Source organism: Bradyrhizobium sp. B117 (assembly GCF_038969555.1).
Classification (GTDB): domain Bacteria; phylum Pseudomonadota; class Alphaproteobacteria; order Rhizobiales; family Xanthobacteraceae; genus Bradyrhizobium.
Genome location: NZ_CP152414.1, coordinates 8,030,681 through 8,048,999, shown reverse-complemented (window position 1 = coordinate 8,048,999; position 18,319 = coordinate 8,030,681). Strand labels below are relative to the sequence as shown.

The 18,319-nt window shown below is 60.4% G+C and carries 7 protein-coding genes; all 7 read left to right on the top strand.

What is annotated here, in order from left to right:
* Positions 1–165 precede the first annotated feature (165 nt).
* Positions 166–987 carry a hypothetical protein gene (locus tag AAFG16_RS38895; protein WP_342733941.1) on the top strand — a complete coding sequence of 274 codons (822 nt, stop codon included), beginning with the start codon at positions 166–168 and terminating at the stop codon, positions 985–987.
* Positions 957–2,039 carry a hypothetical protein gene (locus AAFG16_RS38890; protein WP_342733939.1) on the top strand — a complete coding sequence of 361 codons (1,083 nt, stop codon included), beginning with the start codon at positions 957–959 and terminating at the stop codon, positions 2,037–2,039. The genes AAFG16_RS38895 and AAFG16_RS38890 overlap by 31 nt, the downstream gene beginning before the upstream one ends.
* On the top strand, positions 2,036–3,067 hold the full coding sequence (locus AAFG16_RS38885) for a MoxR family ATPase (protein ID WP_342733937.1): 1,032 nt from the start codon (positions 2,036–2,038) through the stop codon (positions 3,065–3,067). Before AAFG16_RS38890 ends, AAFG16_RS38885 begins: the two co-directional genes overlap by 4 nt.
* A gap of 1 nt (position 3,068) precedes the next feature.
* Positions 3,069–6,908, top strand: coding sequence for an SAV_2336 N-terminal domain-related protein (locus tag AAFG16_RS38880; protein ID WP_342733935.1), 3,840 nt, complete (start codon positions 3,069–3,071; stop codon positions 6,906–6,908).
* Positions 6,909–7,549: 641 nt separating this feature from the next.
* Positions 7,550–7,936, top strand: coding sequence for an ectoine synthase (locus AAFG16_RS38875; protein WP_342733933.1), 387 nt, complete (start codon positions 7,550–7,552; stop codon positions 7,934–7,936).
* A 449-nt stretch (positions 7,937–8,385) separates the two neighbouring features.
* Positions 8,386–10,554 carry an amino acid adenylation domain-containing protein gene (locus AAFG16_RS38870; RefSeq protein WP_342733931.1) on the top strand — a complete coding sequence of 723 codons (2,169 nt, stop codon included), beginning with the start codon at positions 8,386–8,388 and terminating at the stop codon, positions 10,552–10,554.
* Complete coding sequence (locus AAFG16_RS38865) at positions 10,500–18,296, top strand: amino acid adenylation domain-containing protein (RefSeq protein WP_342733929.1); 7,797 nt, start codon at positions 10,500–10,502, stop codon at positions 18,294–18,296. Before AAFG16_RS38870 ends, AAFG16_RS38865 begins: the two co-directional genes overlap by 55 nt.
* Positions 18,297–18,319 lie beyond the last annotated feature (23 nt).

Here is an 18,319-nt window from a genome sequence, read left to right as displayed (position 1 = left end):
CTTCGACAGAAATGATTTTCTGAGTTTCTTCGCCTCGAGAATTTTTCCCAATGCGATCGATTTCGAGGTCGCCTCAGGGCAACCCTTCCCTGAATCTCACAGCGCCTACTTTGGCAACGAAGTCGTCTGGACCAGGATCAGAAGTTTCATCACCGGGCAGGAATAATGAGAGAGATTGTGGCCGTAATCGTTGGAATTGAGAAATATTCCCGTAGCGGAATCGATATCTCCTCGCCGTTTAGTAATGCGATGACTGCTGCTCGTCACCTCTTGGGGATGGGCGCCAAGGCAAAGAACATTCACCTTCTCGTCAATCGGACCTCATCGTCGGACGGGTATAGGGGCGAAGTGGACATCGAGAGACTTCGGGCCGAGGGCATAACAGTCTTGGAGGAACCGACGAAGGCGGCTATTCTCAATGAACTGGCCTCCGTTCCAGCTGGGATACCGCCGGACTCGCGGCTGTTCTTATACTGGTGCGGACATGGATATGCCGGCGCAGGAGATCGGATCCTTCTCTGCAGCGACTACGATGCCGCGAGATGCGATGACCGCACTTTCAATGCCACACGGAGATTCCGCCGGCTCGGCTCCCATCCGGAGTACACTTGTTTCACCGAGCAGATCTTTCTGGTCGACGTCTGCGCAAGGTACAGCGACGTGATTGATCCGGACCAGCTTTCGGTCAGCGGGCAACGGCACGCAAGACAGGTCGCAGCTTTCGCCACACGGGAAGGCGGGTACTCCAGAGGCGGATTTTCTGACGTCGCGCTGGATTGGCTTGGTCGGCAGAAAACCTGGCCTGACACGGGTATTGTGCTCAAGACACTCCTACCTGAGCTGGATGAAGCCAAGCTGAAGCCGTTCACGCTTGATGCCGATGACGAGGCGACAAGATCGCAGGCCGACGGTTCGGCGGAGCCTCCGCACGGTCATATCCGCCCCATGTATTGGAGATGCAGGCGTTGCTTGCCAGCGCAAATCTGAGTTCGCAAGCAATCCGCAACTCCTATGAGGCGACCCTTGCAGATTTGAGACTGCCAGTGGAAGGTGATCCCGACCTGGTCCAGATGCTCGCCGAACTCGCGGAAATGTTCGATGCCGAGGACCTTACGGACATATCGGACGCCTTCCTGCAATTCGTGACGAGGCTCAGTTTCGATCCCGAGGGCGCGCCTCTGAAACGGTGGCTCGAGGAGTTGCCAGCACCTCTCGCGTACCGGCGAAACTCGGTCAGGGAAAGATTAGCCGCCGAAGCAGACGAGAAGCTGCTTATCGTTGAAATTGACGGCAACGAACGCGCAGACCCTTCGCTTCTTTCCGCATTTGCATGCACGCGGGCGGGGAAGTGGCTGAATGTTCCGCCTTTCCAACGGCAGCTAGCGGATTGGGATGAGCTGAGCGCTGCCGTGAACAGCGCGCTCGACTCCATGGTTCAGAAAGGAGTCCAGATCAGCGAGATCCAATTCGTGGTGCGGCCTTTCCTCTTTCATCACGAATTCCACAAAATACCGCGGCCCAACGAGGGCGAACTAGGTGAGCACTACGTCGTAGTGCTGCGCGACAAGTACCGAGCCTATCAAGATCCGCCGCCACAAGCCGTTCTGGCTTACAAGCAGGCAATGGCGAAATGCTCTCCGGACAAGATCAAGCTCGTACAGATTCCGAGCGAAGCAACCAAGCTGCCGCAGATGTTTTCTGGTGATCAAGGCTTCTGCTACGCCGGCTTCATTTGCGGGCCCGATCCTCACGCGGAAACAGGGCGCCGCGATATTCTAAGACGCGTGGTGCTGCGCGGAGTTGGTTACGCCTATTGGCTTCAGAAGGAGCCGGCCTGCGGCGGAGACTGGACGATCGCACTGAAGAAATATCTTCTAGACGCCCTAGCCGGTGTGGGTCAGCTCAAAGACCTTCCAAGCTGGATTCGTAACGGACGGCAGGAATGCAACGAGTTGGCGGTGCACGGGGCCTTGCTATGGGACGATCCTGATTTCAAGCCATTTTTGAAGCTCTCATCTCCTTCGCGAACGAGCACATGACACAAGACTGGAAGATATTTACCGGCAAAGACGCAGAACAGACCGACAGGCTCTACGATCTTCCGCCGGCGCCGCCATGGCGGTTCTCTGGCCGCAACAGCCAATTATCGCGTCCCGCGGGGCTGGACTTGGCCTCCGAGAAGAAGAGGGCCGACCCCTTTATTCCCACTGAACCGATGAGGATGGCTGTCAATGCTGCCCTCTATCTTAGGCGCCCGCTGCTCCTTACCGGCAGGCCAGGAACTGGCAAATCGACCCTCATTTCGAAAGTTGCTTACGAACTCCGCCTTGGATCTGTCATCCGTTGGCCGATCTCCTCGAAATCTACAGTGAAGGGCGGGATCTACGAGTATGATGCGGTTGGCCGCCTCCAAGCGAGCAAGACAAAGGATCCGCCTGTGGAGGACTTCCTCCGCCTTGGCCCCTTGGGTACAGCGCTGATGGGCCAGTCCTGGCCGCGGCCTCTCCTCATCGATGAGATCGACAAGTCCGATCTGGATTTCGCCAACGATTTGCTGAACGTTATTGAAGAGGGTACCTATGAAATCCCCGAGCTCGTGCGCCTGAAGCCGAAGCCGACGACAGCCCGATCCCGGAAGCGGGGCACGAATGCGCATGAAGTCCGGGTGCGAGACTACTTTGGAGATCTGGTCACGATCGCCGACGGAAGGATCGTGTGCGGCGAATTTCCCTTTGTGGTCATCACTTCGAATGCTGAGCGCGATTTTCCTGCTCCTTTTCTGCGCCGCTGCATCAGATTGAACGTTACCCAGCCCTCCGAGACACAACTGGCTGACATCGTCGAATCACAGCTGGGCAAGTACGAGGATGAGGATCGCACGAATAAGAGACGTCACCTCATCCAGGAATTCGCGGAACGGCTGGCTAAAAATGAGGATCTCGCAACGGACCAGCTGTTGAACGCCATGTTCCTGACGGTCTCGCTAGCCGATGGTACAAGATCCTTCGACAAGGAGGAACTCGAACAACTGAAGCAAAACCTTCTCCGCTCACTCACCGCGAGCTGATATGCAGCTTTCCGACCTTTTGAGGGGGCTGCGCTCGGGCGGTGTAGATCTAGCCGCTGAGCATATGCTCGACTGCTTTTGGCTGGCCCACCACGTCAGTGGCAAGTTATTCGACGTGGAAGACGTGCAGCAACGCACGCCGGCCGTCCAAACGCAGCCGGCGCTCGGTGGTGCTGCCGTCATCGAGCGGACCAGCGAAGCCGCCGCCGGTCCACGAAGCGCCGCGCCCGCCCAAGTCTGGGCCGACGCGCCGAGCGGGGTGGGGACGCGCAGGGCCTCGCTCGGCTCCGTTCCTTCAGCGCGTGCCTTACCAAACCGCCTAGACTTCTCGCGCGCTTTACGGCCGTTCACGCTCCGTAGAAAATCTGCCGAGCGGTCAGAAATGGACGAGGAGCAAACAGTCGACGCATCCGCGACCATCGGTTTTCCCTTTCCGATCCTCAAGCCGTCGGAGCAGCGCTGGTTTACCGTCGATCTCGTGCTCGAGGACGATCCGGCGATCCCAATCTGGCGACAGACACTTCGCGAATTTTTCAAGATCCTGCATGAAAGCGGCGCTTTCGACGATGTGCGTTTCTGGCACCTTGAGAAGCGGTCGCGCGCGACGGATGCGGAGGGTTCTGATTTCGTGCTCGTGTCACAGGCTGGCGCCCGCGTCTCAACGAAGTTCGTCGCCGGCAGCGGAGTTGCAAGGCTCGTCCTTCTCGCCACGCACGGTTCTTCGCCGAATTGGACGAATGGCAGTTATGATCGGCTTCTGCGCGATTGGCTGGACACATCGTCGGTCGCTCTCATCTATTTACTGCCAGAGGGTGATCGCAAGCGCTCCCCCTTGGGAGAGCCTCAAGGCCTCTGTTCGGCTGTGAAGCCGGGGCTTCCGGTAGCGCAGCTCGACGTACGCCGTTATTGGTGGACGATCTCTGACGAAACGACCAGTCCCTTCGTGCCGGTGCTAGGCCTGGATCCCGCGAGCGTACACCGATTTGCCAAGATGCAGATGGGGCTCGGCGGAAGCAATCCGGTGATCTTCCTGGATTCCTCGCGCATCACGTCATTGCAGCCGAACCGGGCCAACCGTTCCGAGTCCGATTTCGAGCAGATCATCTCAGCTCTCGCGGTGCAGTCACCCGACGCGCTCAGGCTTGCGCGTCTATTGTGCACGACCCCCTTCACGCTTCCCGTCGCGCGGCTGATCCAAGAAGCAGTTCTCGGACGAGATACCTCTCCCTATGTGCTTGCGCAGGTTATGCTGAGTGGGATCGTCGGCACCGCGGAAGCGGCGGCGAACAGCGATCCGGAGCACACCTATTTTGAGGTCCGTGCGCTCGCTCGAAGAATCTTAATGCGGTCTCTGCGCAAGTCTGAAGCCGAAGCTGCTGCGTCCGAGTTGGAGGCGCGCGTCTCGATGCATCTGGAAAATATCCAGGATCGCGTGGGCAGATACGCCGTGAGATACCTCGACGAACGCGGTGAACATTCAATTCCCGATTTCGCATCAGCATTCGCCCGAGTGAGCCGGGCTCTGCTTGGCGATCCAGCAACGGCCGCTGATTTGAAGACGAGGGCTCACCAATTTAGAAACAGGTTTTCCGAGCGCCGGCTTGCTGACGTTCTGGATAAGCTCCGATACGGGCGCCATCTACCACTTGACCCAGAAAACACAGAGGATGACGCTTGGAAAGCGCTGCTTGAAAACGGACTCGTACGGCAGAACTCGAGTGGCGAATGGCGGCTGAGGGTCGGAGTGTGGGAGGAAATCGCGGGCGAGCCGCTGGCCGACGATGAAGGTGAGCAAGCTCCAACTGCACCCCTCGACACCGTTAGCCAGTTCGCCCTGGTCATTGGCGCTCCCGGCGTGCCGGGGATGCCGCTGATTGCCGACGCTCACGCCGACGCGCAAAGTTTTGTGAGGTGGCTCGGCGAAATAGGCGTCGCGCGCGAGCAGGTTCTCTATTTGGAACAGCCCGACCGAATTCAACTGCTGGATGCGGTCGAAAGCTTAGCCAAGCACGCCAAAGGCGCTGGCGACCATCGCCGAGTTTTCATCTATTTTGCTGGACATACGGTTGTCGACGGCCAGCAGCAGCTCTTTCTGAGGATGGGCTCGTCAGAACCGGAAGATACTGCGCTCTCGGAGATTGTATCTCAGTCAGCAAATCACGGCTCGTTTGACGATATCGTGTGCATAATCGATGGAGAAGGCGCGCCCCTATTGGGGAGGGAGACCATCATGCCGCTATCTTTCGTGCAGCGGATACCTCATCCCGTGCTCCCAAACATCCTGACAATTGTTGCCCAGGGATTTGGGCGGCGGGCTGTTGCACCACGGTCCTTTACGGCGGAGATACTGGACGCCTTGCGTACGGCCACCGTGAACGGCTACGTGACGACGCGATCCCTGACCCAAAGGTTGCATAAGCGTCTGAGTAGCGAGGTCTCGATTCGCCTATCCGGGAATGATTTCACGATTTGCGGACCTTTAGCCGCAATGATTCCGACCCAAGGCCCAATCCGATCTACGTGGATTGTCACCAGTATCGGCGAAGTGAAGGAACTGCTTGCCCGCGAATTTCGTCGGACTGGGAGCTCGCGGGACGAGCTCGATTCGTTTGAACTCAAAGGACCCGATGGCGGGATGAGCTTGTCACTGTTTCCAAGCAAATTTCGCATGCCGCGTGCCGATCCTCCTCAGGCAATCATCGTGGTCGGGACCGCTTATCGAGCAAACGAGTCCGACCGAAGTCGACTATTGGTCGCGACCGAGTTCGCCCGGGAGGAGCGCGAAACGCTGGCTCCTTTAATGAGACTTCTCAATGCTGCGCACAGAGTGTCCTACGGCGACGACTGGTCTCGGTATATCTCCATTCCAAACGCTGGGGCGCCGCATGTAGCCTTCGGGACTCTCGCCGATATGCGAATGGAAAGGGGCCGGTCGGCTTTGTCCGCCGCCGGCTTTTCGTCCGGCATGGACGAAATCGCCGAGCTGCAGGAGGAATTTCCGCAGGCGCATCTTCTAGCAGTATACGTGTTGAGCGATGCTCCACGACAGGATCTAACGGTCAATAGACAGCTTGCGTCGTTGTTCGTGCGCGCACTTGTTCAGTCTCTGTTGGACCCGCCGGAAGAGGAGCAAAGCCGATCGTCAGTTGCCCTCGATGTTCGACAACAGCTCGAACGCCGCCTCACTGCGGCCCTGGCCGCCTTGCCGCAGTCTCCAGCCGAATCGGAGAGCGAGCTTGGACACGTCGCAAAGTTATTGTCGAGAGATGGCAAACGAGACATCCCATGGATGCATTTAGAAGCCCGGCTCGCCGCTGCCTATGTCGAAGTCTCCTCCCGGATAAACCAAGCAAAAAACCTCTCCGCGGCGATACAGCACTATCGGCGCCTTCGGGATTATTACTCCAAAGTCGAATGGGATTCGCTTGAAGTTGCGCGCATGGAGAGCCACCTAGGTGACACTCTCTCGCTCAGAGGGGAGCTTACTCAAAGCCTGACTGATCTCGAAGCCGCAGAGGCGTGTTTCCGAAGGGCCGCAGACCATTTCCGCGCCGCTAACCGGACGAATGAGGCTGCGAGCCTGCAACACCGCGTCCAGGTGTTAGCCGATCGACGACGAGTGCAGAGCGCCTTTCAAAATGCTCCTGTGACTAAGAAGACCCGCCCAGGATCGCACGAGCGAAGAAGGCCCCCTCCGAGTCAAAGTCTGCTAAATCTGCGACCAGAGCTCGGAAGCCGAAGCGCAAGATTGCGAAAAAAAAGAAATAGCTCAATGGGCAGCCACAGGGCGGCGCAGCTTGGCCAACATTTCCGACGTTCACAACGAGTTTTCCTAGCGTGACGCCAGGAGTAGTTTGCAACTTCTAAAAGCGCGGATTGAAGCGGTTTGGGGGTCTTGGCGCTCCGCTCTGCTCGACCGGTTCTCGCTCGAGGACCTGTTTGTATTCGGCCAATATCTCGCCAGTTTGTTAGATTGGCTACACGCCCAGCCAACGCTAGCCAGCATGAGACAGTCACAACTTTTATCCTTCATCGGTCTGCTATCGCGGCATGACATTTGCTCTCCTAGCTGAGACGCTGGGGAAGCGTATTCGCGGCGAGAGTCACAAAGGAAGGAAACGACTTGCCAAATCTGTGGAGACAGTTCATCGCCGGCAACATCTCCAGCTGCATTCTGGGAAATACAAAGGTAAGCGGCGGTACCGCGCGAAAGGTGGAACATCAAGCTATTACGCGCCGATCCAGGTCGGCTGCGAAATACCCTCGCGCCTACAGTTTTAATAGTCGATGTGGGGCAAATGGCAGGGCGTTTGCGTGTAGCCAATCCCGTAGGATTACTGCACGTGCTCTCGGCAACCGGCCGCGGGGTTTTTCGACGGAGATCCCAGTCGGCCGCGCGACAGGGGAGGTCGCAGTTCCGGGGGCAGAACAACCGCCTCCCGCCTTTGGATCAATCACTTCAATCTGGGGCAATCGAACACTATGATTGTGCGTAGCCTGCACGACGTTGAAGCAACCGATCACTTCGTCGATTGGGGCAATGGTACTAGCCACCGCCTCTTGACGGATAAGGACGGCATGGGTTTTAGCATCTGCCACACCGTCGTGCGCGCCGACACCGTTTCCCTTCTGCAATACCGGAATCATCTCGAAGCCTGCTACTGCATTGGCGGAGAGGGTGAGGTCGAGGACATGGACGGCAATGTCTTTCCCATTCGCCGGGGCGACATGTATGTACTTGACAAGCATGACAAGCATTTCCTGCGCGGGGGACGGGGCAAGGACTTGATCCTCGTTAGCATCTTCAACCCGCCCCTCACCGGAACCGAGCGCCACAAGCTCGACGACCCTGCAGGCTCTACATATTGAGCGACGCGAAGAAACACCATCCAATATGAACTGTCGCTAATTGCGAGAAACGTTTACTCGAGCCATCTAGCACTGCCGCGTGCCGCACGCGCGGACCTCAGAAAAACTCTTTGTCCCGGTTTTGCGAAAGGCGCAGGCGATGCGGTTCGGCTGAGTCGACAAATTACTTTGGGAGTCCAGGCTTGTCCGGAAGACCAGGCAGGGGGATGCTTATTCCGATTAATGGCGCGCTCAATTGTACGATGTCGGGCGACGCTGTTGGAGAGCTGACATAGCCCCGCTGTGACGATCGCAGTGATCGCACTCGATTTCACCGTTGGCACGATACATGCGTAATCCTCTAAAGAGCGCCATAGAGGAGAAGTCGTTCGATGAGAACGCTTACCAGAAACGCTGACGCGGTTGAGTGGCAGCTGCGATACTGCCGACACCATATTTGGTGATGCGGAATGAGCGATGAACACGTGCAGAGCATATCTGGCGCACATGAGCTGCTGGCGCGCGGGGAGGAGTTTTGGCGACGGCGCCTCGAGCAGTTTAGAAGATTGCATCCTCCTTTCGTGTCATCGTCCGTGGCTGCGGCGCCTTCCCGATGGCAGTCGAGTTCGTGGTTTAGCTCAAGCGCGTTGGCTAAACTTTCCCCACAAGACCGCTCGGAATATTTGGTAACGGCTTGGCTAATCTATCTCGCTCGGGTCACGAGGCAGGAAGAGCTTCAGCTGGGATGGAAGCCTGCATGGGACGGATTGCAAACTGGCTGCAAACTCGTCGAGATGTTGATCGCCTCCGTCGTGCCGATGGATGTTTGCATCGAGCTTGGTCATGATTTTGAAGAAGTCCGCAAAACCGTAGCGGCCGAAGTCGCTCAGCTGAAAGCGCACGCTAGCTTTTCCCGAGATCTGATCGCGCGCTGCCCGACATTGCGAGGAGTGGAGGCGCTACGGGCGCCTCAGCCTTGGCCGATCGGCCTTGCTATCACGACAGAGAGCTGTTCCGTCGCCGACGGTCTGTCGACGGACCATAAGGCTGCCCAAGCCATATGCGGCGATTTGCTGACCTTTGAGGTTCGCGCTCTGGATGGGCGCTTCCGCTGGCATTTTGATGCCGCTCGATTGGCGCCCAAGCAGATTGACCGCATGACACAGCATTTGCAAGCTTTGTTACGCGGCGTGATGGACGATGCGGGGCAGTCTGTCGGCCGAATCGGCATTCTGCCAGCCGACGAACGCGCGTATCTACTCGAGGATTTGAACCGGACGGCGGCGCCTTATTCTTTTGAGCGATGTATCCATGAGCTGTTCGAGGCGCAGGTGCAAAAGGCACCGGAAGCGGTGGCGGTGGTCCATGGGAAGGAGAGACTGAGCTATGGCGAACTTAATGCGCGCGCTAACCGGCTGGCGCATCATCTGATCGAGCTCGGGGTCAAGCCGGACCAGCCGGTGGCGATCTGCCTGGAACGCAGCCTAGCGATGGTGGTTGGTGTCTTGGCGATCCTGAAGGCCGGAGGCACCTATCTGCCGCTAGATCCGGCGTATCCCTCAGCGCGGCTGCGGCAAATTGTCGACGATGCAAAACCGAAACTGCTGCTTTGCGATGTCGCCGGTCGAACCGCATTGGGCGCCGAGGCCGTGGCCGATGTGAAGGTGGTCGATCTGGAGATGGCGGCCCCGACTTGGGGCGAGCGGCCGGCTTCGAACCCGGACCCAGTCACGCTTGGCCTCACATCGCGCCATCTCGCCTATGTCACCTATACTTCCGGCTCAACCGGAATCCCCAAGGGCGTTGAAATGTCCCACGGCGCACTCGTGAATTCGCTTGCGGGGATCGGCGCGTCAAAACTGCGAACACTTCAATTTGCGACCCTGAACTTCGATGTGTCCTGTCAGGAGTTGTTCATCTGTTGGAAGGACGGCGGAGCGCTTGTGCTCGTGCAGGAAGAGACCCGGAGGCGCTTCTCCGACCTGCTGGAATTTGTACAGCGGGAGGCGATCGAGCGGCTTTTCCTCCCGTTCGTGGCATTGAATCATTTTGCGGAAGTCTGCAGTAGGCAGCGCGTGCAGCTGCCCTCTTTAAGAGAGCTTTATACAGCCGGCGAACGACTGCAAGCCACTCCACTGCTTAGGGCGTTCTTCGAAGCACACCCGAACGCGAGATTGATCAATCAATATGGGTCCACAGAAATCAGCGTCATTTCCGAGCACCGCCTTGCAGCTGATCCGTCATGTTGGTCCGAGATGCCTCACATCGGGCGACCAATTGCCAACACGCGGGTGTACCTGCTGGACGGCCATGGCGCGCCCGTGCCGTTCGGTGCGGTGGGCGAGCTTTACATTGGCGGGGCGGGGATGGCACGGGGCTACCTGAACCGCCCCGAGCTGACAGCCGAGCGGTTCATCGTCAGTCCCTTTGTCGAGGGCGATCGGCTGTACCGGACCGGCGACCTGGCACGCTACCTGCCGGACGGCAATCTTGAGTTCCTGGGCCGCAACGACGATCAGGTGAAGATCCGCGGCTATCGCATCGAGCCGGGCGAGATCGTCGCAAGCTTTGCGAACACGCCTGGGTGCGCGAGGCGGTGGTGGTGGCGCGCCAGAACGGCGCCGGTGACAAGCATCTGATCGCCTATGTGGTCTGCGCGCCCGAAGCCGGCTCGGACGAGGGCGATGCAGGCGGGCTTGCAGGCGCCTTGCGCGCGCACTTGAGTGCGCGGCTGCCGGACTACATGGTGCCGAGCGCGTTTGTGCGGCTGGCGACGCTTCCGCTCACGGTCAATGGCAAGCTCGATCGGAACGCGCTGCCGGCGCCGGCCGATCAGGCCTATGCGCTGGCAGCCTATGAGGCGCCGCAAGGCGCGGTCAAGACGGCGCTGGCGCAGATCTGGGCCGAGCTCCTTGGTGTCGAGCGCATCGGGCGCAACGACCACTTCTTCGAACTGGGTGGCCACTCCCTCTTGGCTGTGCAGATGTCGAGCCGGCTGTCGCAGGCGGTTGGGGTTGAACTACCGCTGTCAACGCTGTTCGCAAGGCCAGTGCTGACTGACCTGGCGGCAAGTGTCGTCGAGCTGTTGAGCCGCTCCGGACCGCAACAGCTGCCATCGATTGCAGCCGTGTCGCGCCATGAGCCGCTTGTGCTGTCATTTGCGCAGCAGCGGCTATGGTTTTTGGCGCAGCTGAACGAAGGCAGCACGAACTATCACATTCCGCTGACCCTGCGACTGCGCGGGGGGCTCGACCGCACCGCCTGGCAGCGCAGCCTTGACCGTCTGTTTGCGCGCCATGAGGCGCTGCGCAGTGTCTTTGTCGCGACGCAAGGTAAGCCCCGGGTTGAGGTTCTGCCGCCGGATGCGGGACTGCCGATAGTTGACCACGATCTGCGGGAGAGATCGGATGCGGAAGCGGCACTTTTGGCTCTGTGCCATCAAGAGGGACGCACGCCGTTCAATCTTGCGCGCGGTCCGCTGATCCGCGGGCATCTGGTGCGGATGTCGGCTGAGGAGCACGTCTTCCTCCTGACCCAGCATCACATCGTCTCGGACGGCTGGTCGATGGGCGTGCTGCTGCGTGAACTTAGCCAGCTTTACCGGGCGTTCGAGGCTGGGCAGGACGATCCCCTGCCGCCGCTTGCGATCCAGTATCCGGATTACGCCGCCTGGCAACGCCAATGGCTGTCGGGGGAACGGCTGCAGAAGCAGGCGCAGTATTGGCGCAGCGCTCTGACAGGCACGACCCGTCTTGTCTTGCCGACGGACCGTGCGCGGCCTGGCCAGCAGTCGTTTGCCGCGGCCACGGTCCCGGTTACCGTCGATGCGGATCTGACGCGGGAGCTGAAGCGGCTGAGCCTGCAGCATGGCACGACGTTGTTCATGACGGTGCTGGCGGCCTGGGCGGCGGTGCTGTCGCGTCTGTCGGGACAGGACGATCTTGTGATTGGCGTGCCGAGCGCCAATCGGGGGCACCGGGAGATCGAAGAGCTGATCGGCTTCTTCGTCAACACCCTGGCGCTTCGGCTCGACCTGTCGGGCAAGCCAAGCGTGTCGGAGCTTCTGGAGCGGACGCGGCGCACGGTACTGGCTGCGCAGGAGCATCAGGATCTGCCGTTCGAGCAGGTGGTGGAGATCGTGCAGCCGCCCCGGGCACTTGATCACACGCCGTTATTCCAGGTGATGCTGGCCTGGGAGAACAATGCGGTTGCGTCATTGGAGCTGCCGGGGCTGAGTGTCGAAGCTGCCGGGCATGAGTTTGACCAGGTCAAGTTCGATCTGGAGCTGAGCCTTGGCGAGCATGGCGAGCAGATCGCCGGAGCGCTGGCTTATGCCACGGCGCTGTTTGATCAGGCGACGATCGAGCGGCAGCGTGGTTATCTGCTGGCGCTGCTGCGGGCGATGGCTGCCGATGCGCAGCAAGAGGTCCGCCGGATTGAGCTGCTGTCGGCTGCCGAGCGCACGTATCTGCTGGACGACCTGAACCGGACGGCGGCGCCATATCCTGCGGAGCGGTGCATCCACGAGCTGTTCGAGGCGCAGGTGCACACGGCGCCGGATGCGGTGGCGGTGGTCTCCGAAGATGAGCGGCTGAGCTATGGCGAGCTCAACGCGCGGGCCAATCGCTTGGCACATCACCTGATCGCTCTCGGGGTCAGGCCGGACCAGCCGGTTGCGATCTGCGTCGAGCGCAGTCCGATGATGGTTGTCGGGCTTTTGGCGATCCTGAAGGCTGGCGGAGCGTATGTGCCGCTGGATCCGGCCTATCCCTCGGCGCGGCTGCATCAGGTGCTCGAGGATGCGGCGCCGCGGCTGCTGCTGGCCGATGTGGCCGGCCATGCCGCCTTCGGCGCGGTTGTGCCGGCCGATGTGAGTGTGGTGGAACTCGATGCAGCGGCGCCGGCCTGGGCCAGCTTGTCGGAAGCGGATCCTGACCCGCGCGCGCTCAACCTGACCTCCCGCAATCTCGCCTATGTGATCTACACCTCGGGATCCACGGGCACGCCCAAAGGGGCACAGAATGAGCATCGGGCTATCGTCAATCGCCTGATCTGGATGCAGAGCGCCTATGATCTGAAGGCAACAGACGTCGTGTTGCAGAAGACGCCATTTAGCTTCGATGTCTCGGCCTGGGAGTTCTTTTGGACTTTGCTTGAAGGGGCAACGCTGGTAGTGGCGCCGCCCGGCGCGCACAGAGATCCCGATGCATTGGTCGGCTTGATCGTCAGCCAGCGCATCACCACGGTTCACTTCGTGCCATCCATGCTGGTTAGATTTTTGGATGCAAAGAGTGTTGACCGCTGCACATCGCTGCGGCGGGTTTTATGCAGCGGCGAGGCGCTCCCTGCCGCCAGTGTGCATAGGGTTCGGCACGTATTGCCCTGGACGGCCCTGCACAATCTCTACGGTCCGACTGAGGCCGCGATCGACGTTACATCCTGGAGCTGCCCGGCTGAGTTTGATAACGCTATCGTCCCGATTGGCCGTCCAATCGCCAACACGCGGGTCTACTTACTGGATGGTCATGGCGGGCTGGTCCCGTTCGGTGCGGTGGGCGAGCTCTGCATTGGCGGGGCGGCGGTGGCGCGGGGCTACCTGAACCGCCCTGAGCTGACAACTGAGCGGTTCATTCCCAGTCCCTTTGTCGAGGGCGATCGGCTGTACCGGACTGGCGACCTGGCACGCTACCTGCCGGAGGGCAATCTTGAGTTCCTGGGTCGCAACGACGATCAGATGAAGATCCGCGGCTTCCGGATCGAACCGGGCGAGATCGTAGCAAAGCTTTGCGAGCACGCCTGCGTGCGCGAGGCGGTGGTGGTGGCGCGCGAGGATGATCGCGGCGAGCAGCGTCTCGTTGCGTATGTCGTTGCCTCTGAAGCTGAGGAATCTGATCTTGCCGGCGGTTTGCGCGCGCACTTGAGTGCGGGGCTGCCGGACTACATGGTGCCGAGTGCGTTCGTGCGGCTGCCGGCGCTTCCGTTGACGCTGAACGGCAAGCTCGATCGCAAGGCGCTGCCGGCCCCTCGCGACGAGGCGTATGCGCGCCGGACCTATGCGCCGCCACAGGGCGAGATGGAGGCGGTTCTGGCCCAGATCTGGGCCGAGCTGCTGGGGCTGGAGCGGGTCGGACGAGACGACAACTTCTTCGAACTGGGAGGGCACTCGCTCTCGGCGGTGCAGATGATCGAGCGTCTACGGCGGCGGTCACTGCGCATCGAGGTGCGCACCTTGTTCGTCAAGCCGGTGCTGGCGGATCTGGCTGCAAGCCTGGGTCGCTATCACGAGGTGGCGGTCCCGTCCAACTTGATCACCGAGCGGACTGCGGCGATCACGCCCCAGATGTTGCCGCTGATCGAGCTGACGCAGGGCGAGATCGACCGGATCATCGCCGCGGTACCCGGCGGGGTTTGCAACATTCAGGACATTTACGGCCTGTCGCCGCTGCAGGATGGCATCCTGTTCCATCATTTGCTAGCGGCAAAGGGCGATCCATACCTACTGGTCTCGCAGATGGCGTTTGCCGAGCGTGGGCTGCTCGATCGCTATCTTGCCGCGCTCCAGCGGGTGGTGGATCGCCATGACATCCTGCGTACCGCGTTTGTCTGGGAGGGGTTGTCGCGGCCTGCCCAGGTGGTGTGGCGGCAGGCGCGACTGGAGGTGATCGAGATTCAGCTGGATGGCGCTCACGGCACTGGCGCCGAGCAGCTCAAGGAGCGGTTTGATCCACGTCGGCACCGCATCGAGCTTGACCGCGCGCCACTGCTGCGGTTTGTGATTGCGCGCGAGCCCGGTAGCGCGCGCTGGCTGCTGCTGGAGCTGCAGCATCATCTCGTCGGGGATCACACAACGCGCGACGTGATGCATGCTGAGGTCCGGGCCGAGCTGGAGGAGCGTGTGCATGAGCTGACGGCGCCGCAGCCATTCCGTAATTTGGTGGCACAGGCGCATCTACGTGGTGATGCCAAGTCCGATGAAGCGTTCTTCCGGGAGCTGCTGGCCGACATCGACGAGCCGACCACGCCCTTCGGCTTGAGCGAGGTGCGCGGCGACGGTGGCGGGGTTCGAGAGGCTCATCGGATGCTGCCGCCAGCGCTCCATGCGCAGCTACGCGAACAGGCGCGTCGGCTGCGGGTGAGTCTGGCGAGCCTGTGCCATCTGGCGTGGGGACAGGTGGTGGCGCGCAGCAGCGGCCGCGAGCAGGTGGTGTTCGGCACGGTGCTGTTAGGCCGGCTGCAGGGCAGCGCTGGCGCCGACCGCGCCATGGGGCTGTTCATCAACACCCTGCCGCTGCGACTTGATCTCGATGGGACCGCCGTCGAGGCGAGCGTGCGGATGACGCACGCCCGGCTGGCCGACCTGCTGGCACATGAGCATGCCTCGCTGGCATTGGCACAGCGCTGCAGCGCTGTTGCGGCGTCGGCGCCGCTGTTCAGCACGCTGTTGAACTACCGTCACAACACGGCGCCGGCTGTGCCCGGCTCCGGGACGGATGATGTCTTGCCGGGCATGGAATGGCTGGGTGGGGAGGAACGCACCAACTATCCCCTGACCCTTTCGGTGGAGGACTTTGGCGAGGCGCTAGGCCTCACTGCGCAGGTCGCGGAGCCAGTCTCGGCGGATCGAATCTGCGGCTACATGCAGCGCGCGCTCGAGCAACTGGCAAAGGCGCTCGAGCATGCCCCGGATACGCCGGTACGCGACCTCGACATCCTGCCGGCCGAGGAGCGTACCTATCTGCTGAAGGATCTGAACCGGACGGGGAGGGCCTATCCATCGGACCTGTGCGTCCATGAGCTGTTCGAGGCGCAGGTGCAAAAGGCGCCGGAGGCGGTGGCGCTGGTCTGCGGTGATGAGCGGCTGAGCTATGGCGAGCTCAATGCGCGGGCCAACCGCCTGGCACATCACCTGATCGAGCTTGGGGTCAAGCCGGACCAGCCGGTTGCGATCTGCCTCGAACGCAGTCCGGCGATGGTGGTTGGTGTCTTGGCGATCCTGAAGGCGGGCGGTGCCTATCTGCCGCTGGACCCAGCCTATCCCAGCCAGCGGCTGCATCAGGTTGTCGACGATGCCGCGCCGCGGCTGCTGCTGTGCGACGGCGTTGGTCGCGCAGCACTCCGCCCCGAGGTGCTGACCGATGTGACAGTCATCGATCTGGAGACGGCCACACCCGCCTGGGCCGAACGGGCGGCTTCAAACCCTGACCGGCGCACGCTTGGCCTCACATCGGACCATCTCGCTTATGTAATCTACACCTCAGGCTCAACCGGAATCCCAAAGGGGGTCATGGTCCAGCATCGGGGGTTGGTCAATCTGCTGTCGGCTCAGGTCGGCCTCTTTGGCGCTTCTTCCAACAGCCGCGTCGTGCAGTTCGCATCCATTGCTTTTGATGCAAGCGCTTGGGAGCTTGTTATGGCGTTTGGCTCCGGAGCCGCTTTGCACTTGCCTGCGGAAGAGATCCGTCAAGCGAGTAGCAAGCTATCGGATTATCTCCAAAGCGAAGCCATCACCCACGCGACATTACCCCCCGCGTTGCTCCAGACCAGCAAGGATCCGGATGATTTGGCCGTACAAGTTCTCATTCTTGCTGGAGAGCTACCAAAGCCGGAACTCATCCGAAGTCTGACCCCAGCCTCAATTGTCAATGCTTACGGCCCGACCGAGGCAACCGTCTGCGCGACGATCTGGACTTGCCCGGCTGATTTCAATGGTTCGGTGGTCCCGATCGGGCGTCCAATCGCCAACACGCGGGTGTACCTGCTGGATGGCTATGGCGCGCCCGTGCCGTTCGGCGCGGTGGGCGAGCTTTACATTGGCGGGGCGGGGGTGGCACGGGGCTACCTGAACCGCCCCGAGCTGACAGCCGAGCGGTTCATCGCCAGTCCCTTTGTCGAGGGCGATCGGCTGTACCGGACCGGCGACCTGGCACGCTACCTGCCGGACGGCAATCTTGAGTTCCTGGGCCGCAACGACGATCAGGTGAAGATCCGCGGCTATCGCATCGAGCCGGGCGAGATCGTCGCAAAGCTTTGCGAACACGCCTGGGTGCGCGAGGCGGTGGTGGTGGCGCGCCAGAACGGCACCGGCGACAAGCATCTGATCGCCTATGTGGTCTGCGCGCCCGAGGCCGGCTCGGACGAGGGCGATGCAGGCGGGCTTGCAGGCGCTTTGCGCGCGCACTTAAGTGCGCGGCTGCCGGACTACATGGTGCCGAGCGCGTTTGTGCGGCTGGCGGCGCTTCCGCTCACGGTCAATGGCAAGCTCGATCGGAACGCGCTGCCGGCGCCGGCCGATCAGGCCTATGCGCTGGCAGCCTATGAGGCGCCGCAAGGCGCGGTCGAGACGGCGCTGGCGCAGATCTGGGCCGAGCTCCTTGGTGTCGAGCGCATCGGGCGCAACGACCACTTCTTCGAACTGGGCGGCCACTCCCTCTTGGCTGTGCAGATGCTCAGTCGAGCATTAAATCTTGGGCTAAGTTTTAGCGCCATCGACCTCTTCCGAGCCCCTGTTCTGAAGCAGCTTGCATCGAAGATTCGTTTGCAGGTGCAGCCCAGTAACAGGGCGGTGATTCCCGTTCGACCGACCGGATCACAGCCACCTCTCTTCTTTGTCCCCACAGGTTTTGGGGATTGTTCGTATGTCCTCGGTTTGGCAGCGGAAATAGATGTAGACTGCCCGGTCTACGCTCTGCCATGGCCCCCGTTCGATGACGTTCGTCCACCGACTCTTGAGGCGGTGGCCGCAGAGGTGATCCTTGCGATCAAACAAATCCAGCCACTTGGCCCATACCGCTTTGCTGGATACTCATCAGGTGCGATCCTGGCTTATGCAATTGCCGAGCAGTTACTGAGTGGTGATGAAGTTGTGTCATTCATGGCGTTCATTGATGTTAGTCTACCTGCGGCTTCTTCAAACGGATCACTAAAGAATTTGGCGCGAGAATTTGTTTTGGATCGTTGTGGAATCTTGCGCGATGCGTATCACGAGATTTTGGAACGCGACTGCGAACAAGCTTCCATCTCTGAGTTGCTTGAAAAGGCGCAGCAAATAGGAGCGCTAGCTCCAGATCACGATCTTCACAGTGACGTTTCGATGTATCAAAAGGTCGACACATTTCACCGCGCGCTACGATCGTATCGCGTTCCGTCGCTCGCGATCGAAATACATCAGTTCTATGCGAGCGAGCCTCTCATCAGTCATCGGGTCCCACCTGACAAACAACTCAGAAGCGACTTGCCAAACCAGGGCTGGGACCGGGTCGTGAACGCTGAGGCTATTCGTGCCGTACGGGTTCCAGGCAACCACGCAACAATAGTGAGCAATCCAGAAAACCGCCGAGTTTTGGCTCGAGCCATTTCAGAAGCCCTTGATCGCGGCTGTTGAATAGACCAAGAGAACTTTCTCCG

Excerpts from the sequence above, each read along its gene's own strand:
- AAFG16_RS38875 (WP_342733933.1), top strand. The coding sequence starts at position 7,550 with ATGATTGTGCGTAGCCTGCACGACGTTGAAGCAACCGATCACTTCGTC.
- AAFG16_RS38890 (WP_342733939.1), top strand. The coding sequence starts at position 957 with ATGCAGGCGTTGCTTGCCAGCGCAAATCTGAGTTCGCAAGCAATCCGC.
- AAFG16_RS38880 (WP_342733935.1), top strand. The coding sequence starts at position 3,069 with ATGCAGCTTTCCGACCTTTTGAGGGGGCTGCGCTCGGGCGGTGTAGAT.
- AAFG16_RS38885 (WP_342733937.1), top strand. The coding sequence starts at position 2,036 with ATGACACAAGACTGGAAGATATTTACCGGCAAAGACGCAGAACAGACC.
- AAFG16_RS38895 (WP_342733941.1), top strand. The coding sequence starts at position 166 with ATGAGAGAGATTGTGGCCGTAATCGTTGGAATTGAGAAATATTCCCGT.
- AAFG16_RS38870 (WP_342733931.1), top strand. The coding sequence starts at position 8,386 with ATGAGCGATGAACACGTGCAGAGCATATCTGGCGCACATGAGCTGCTG.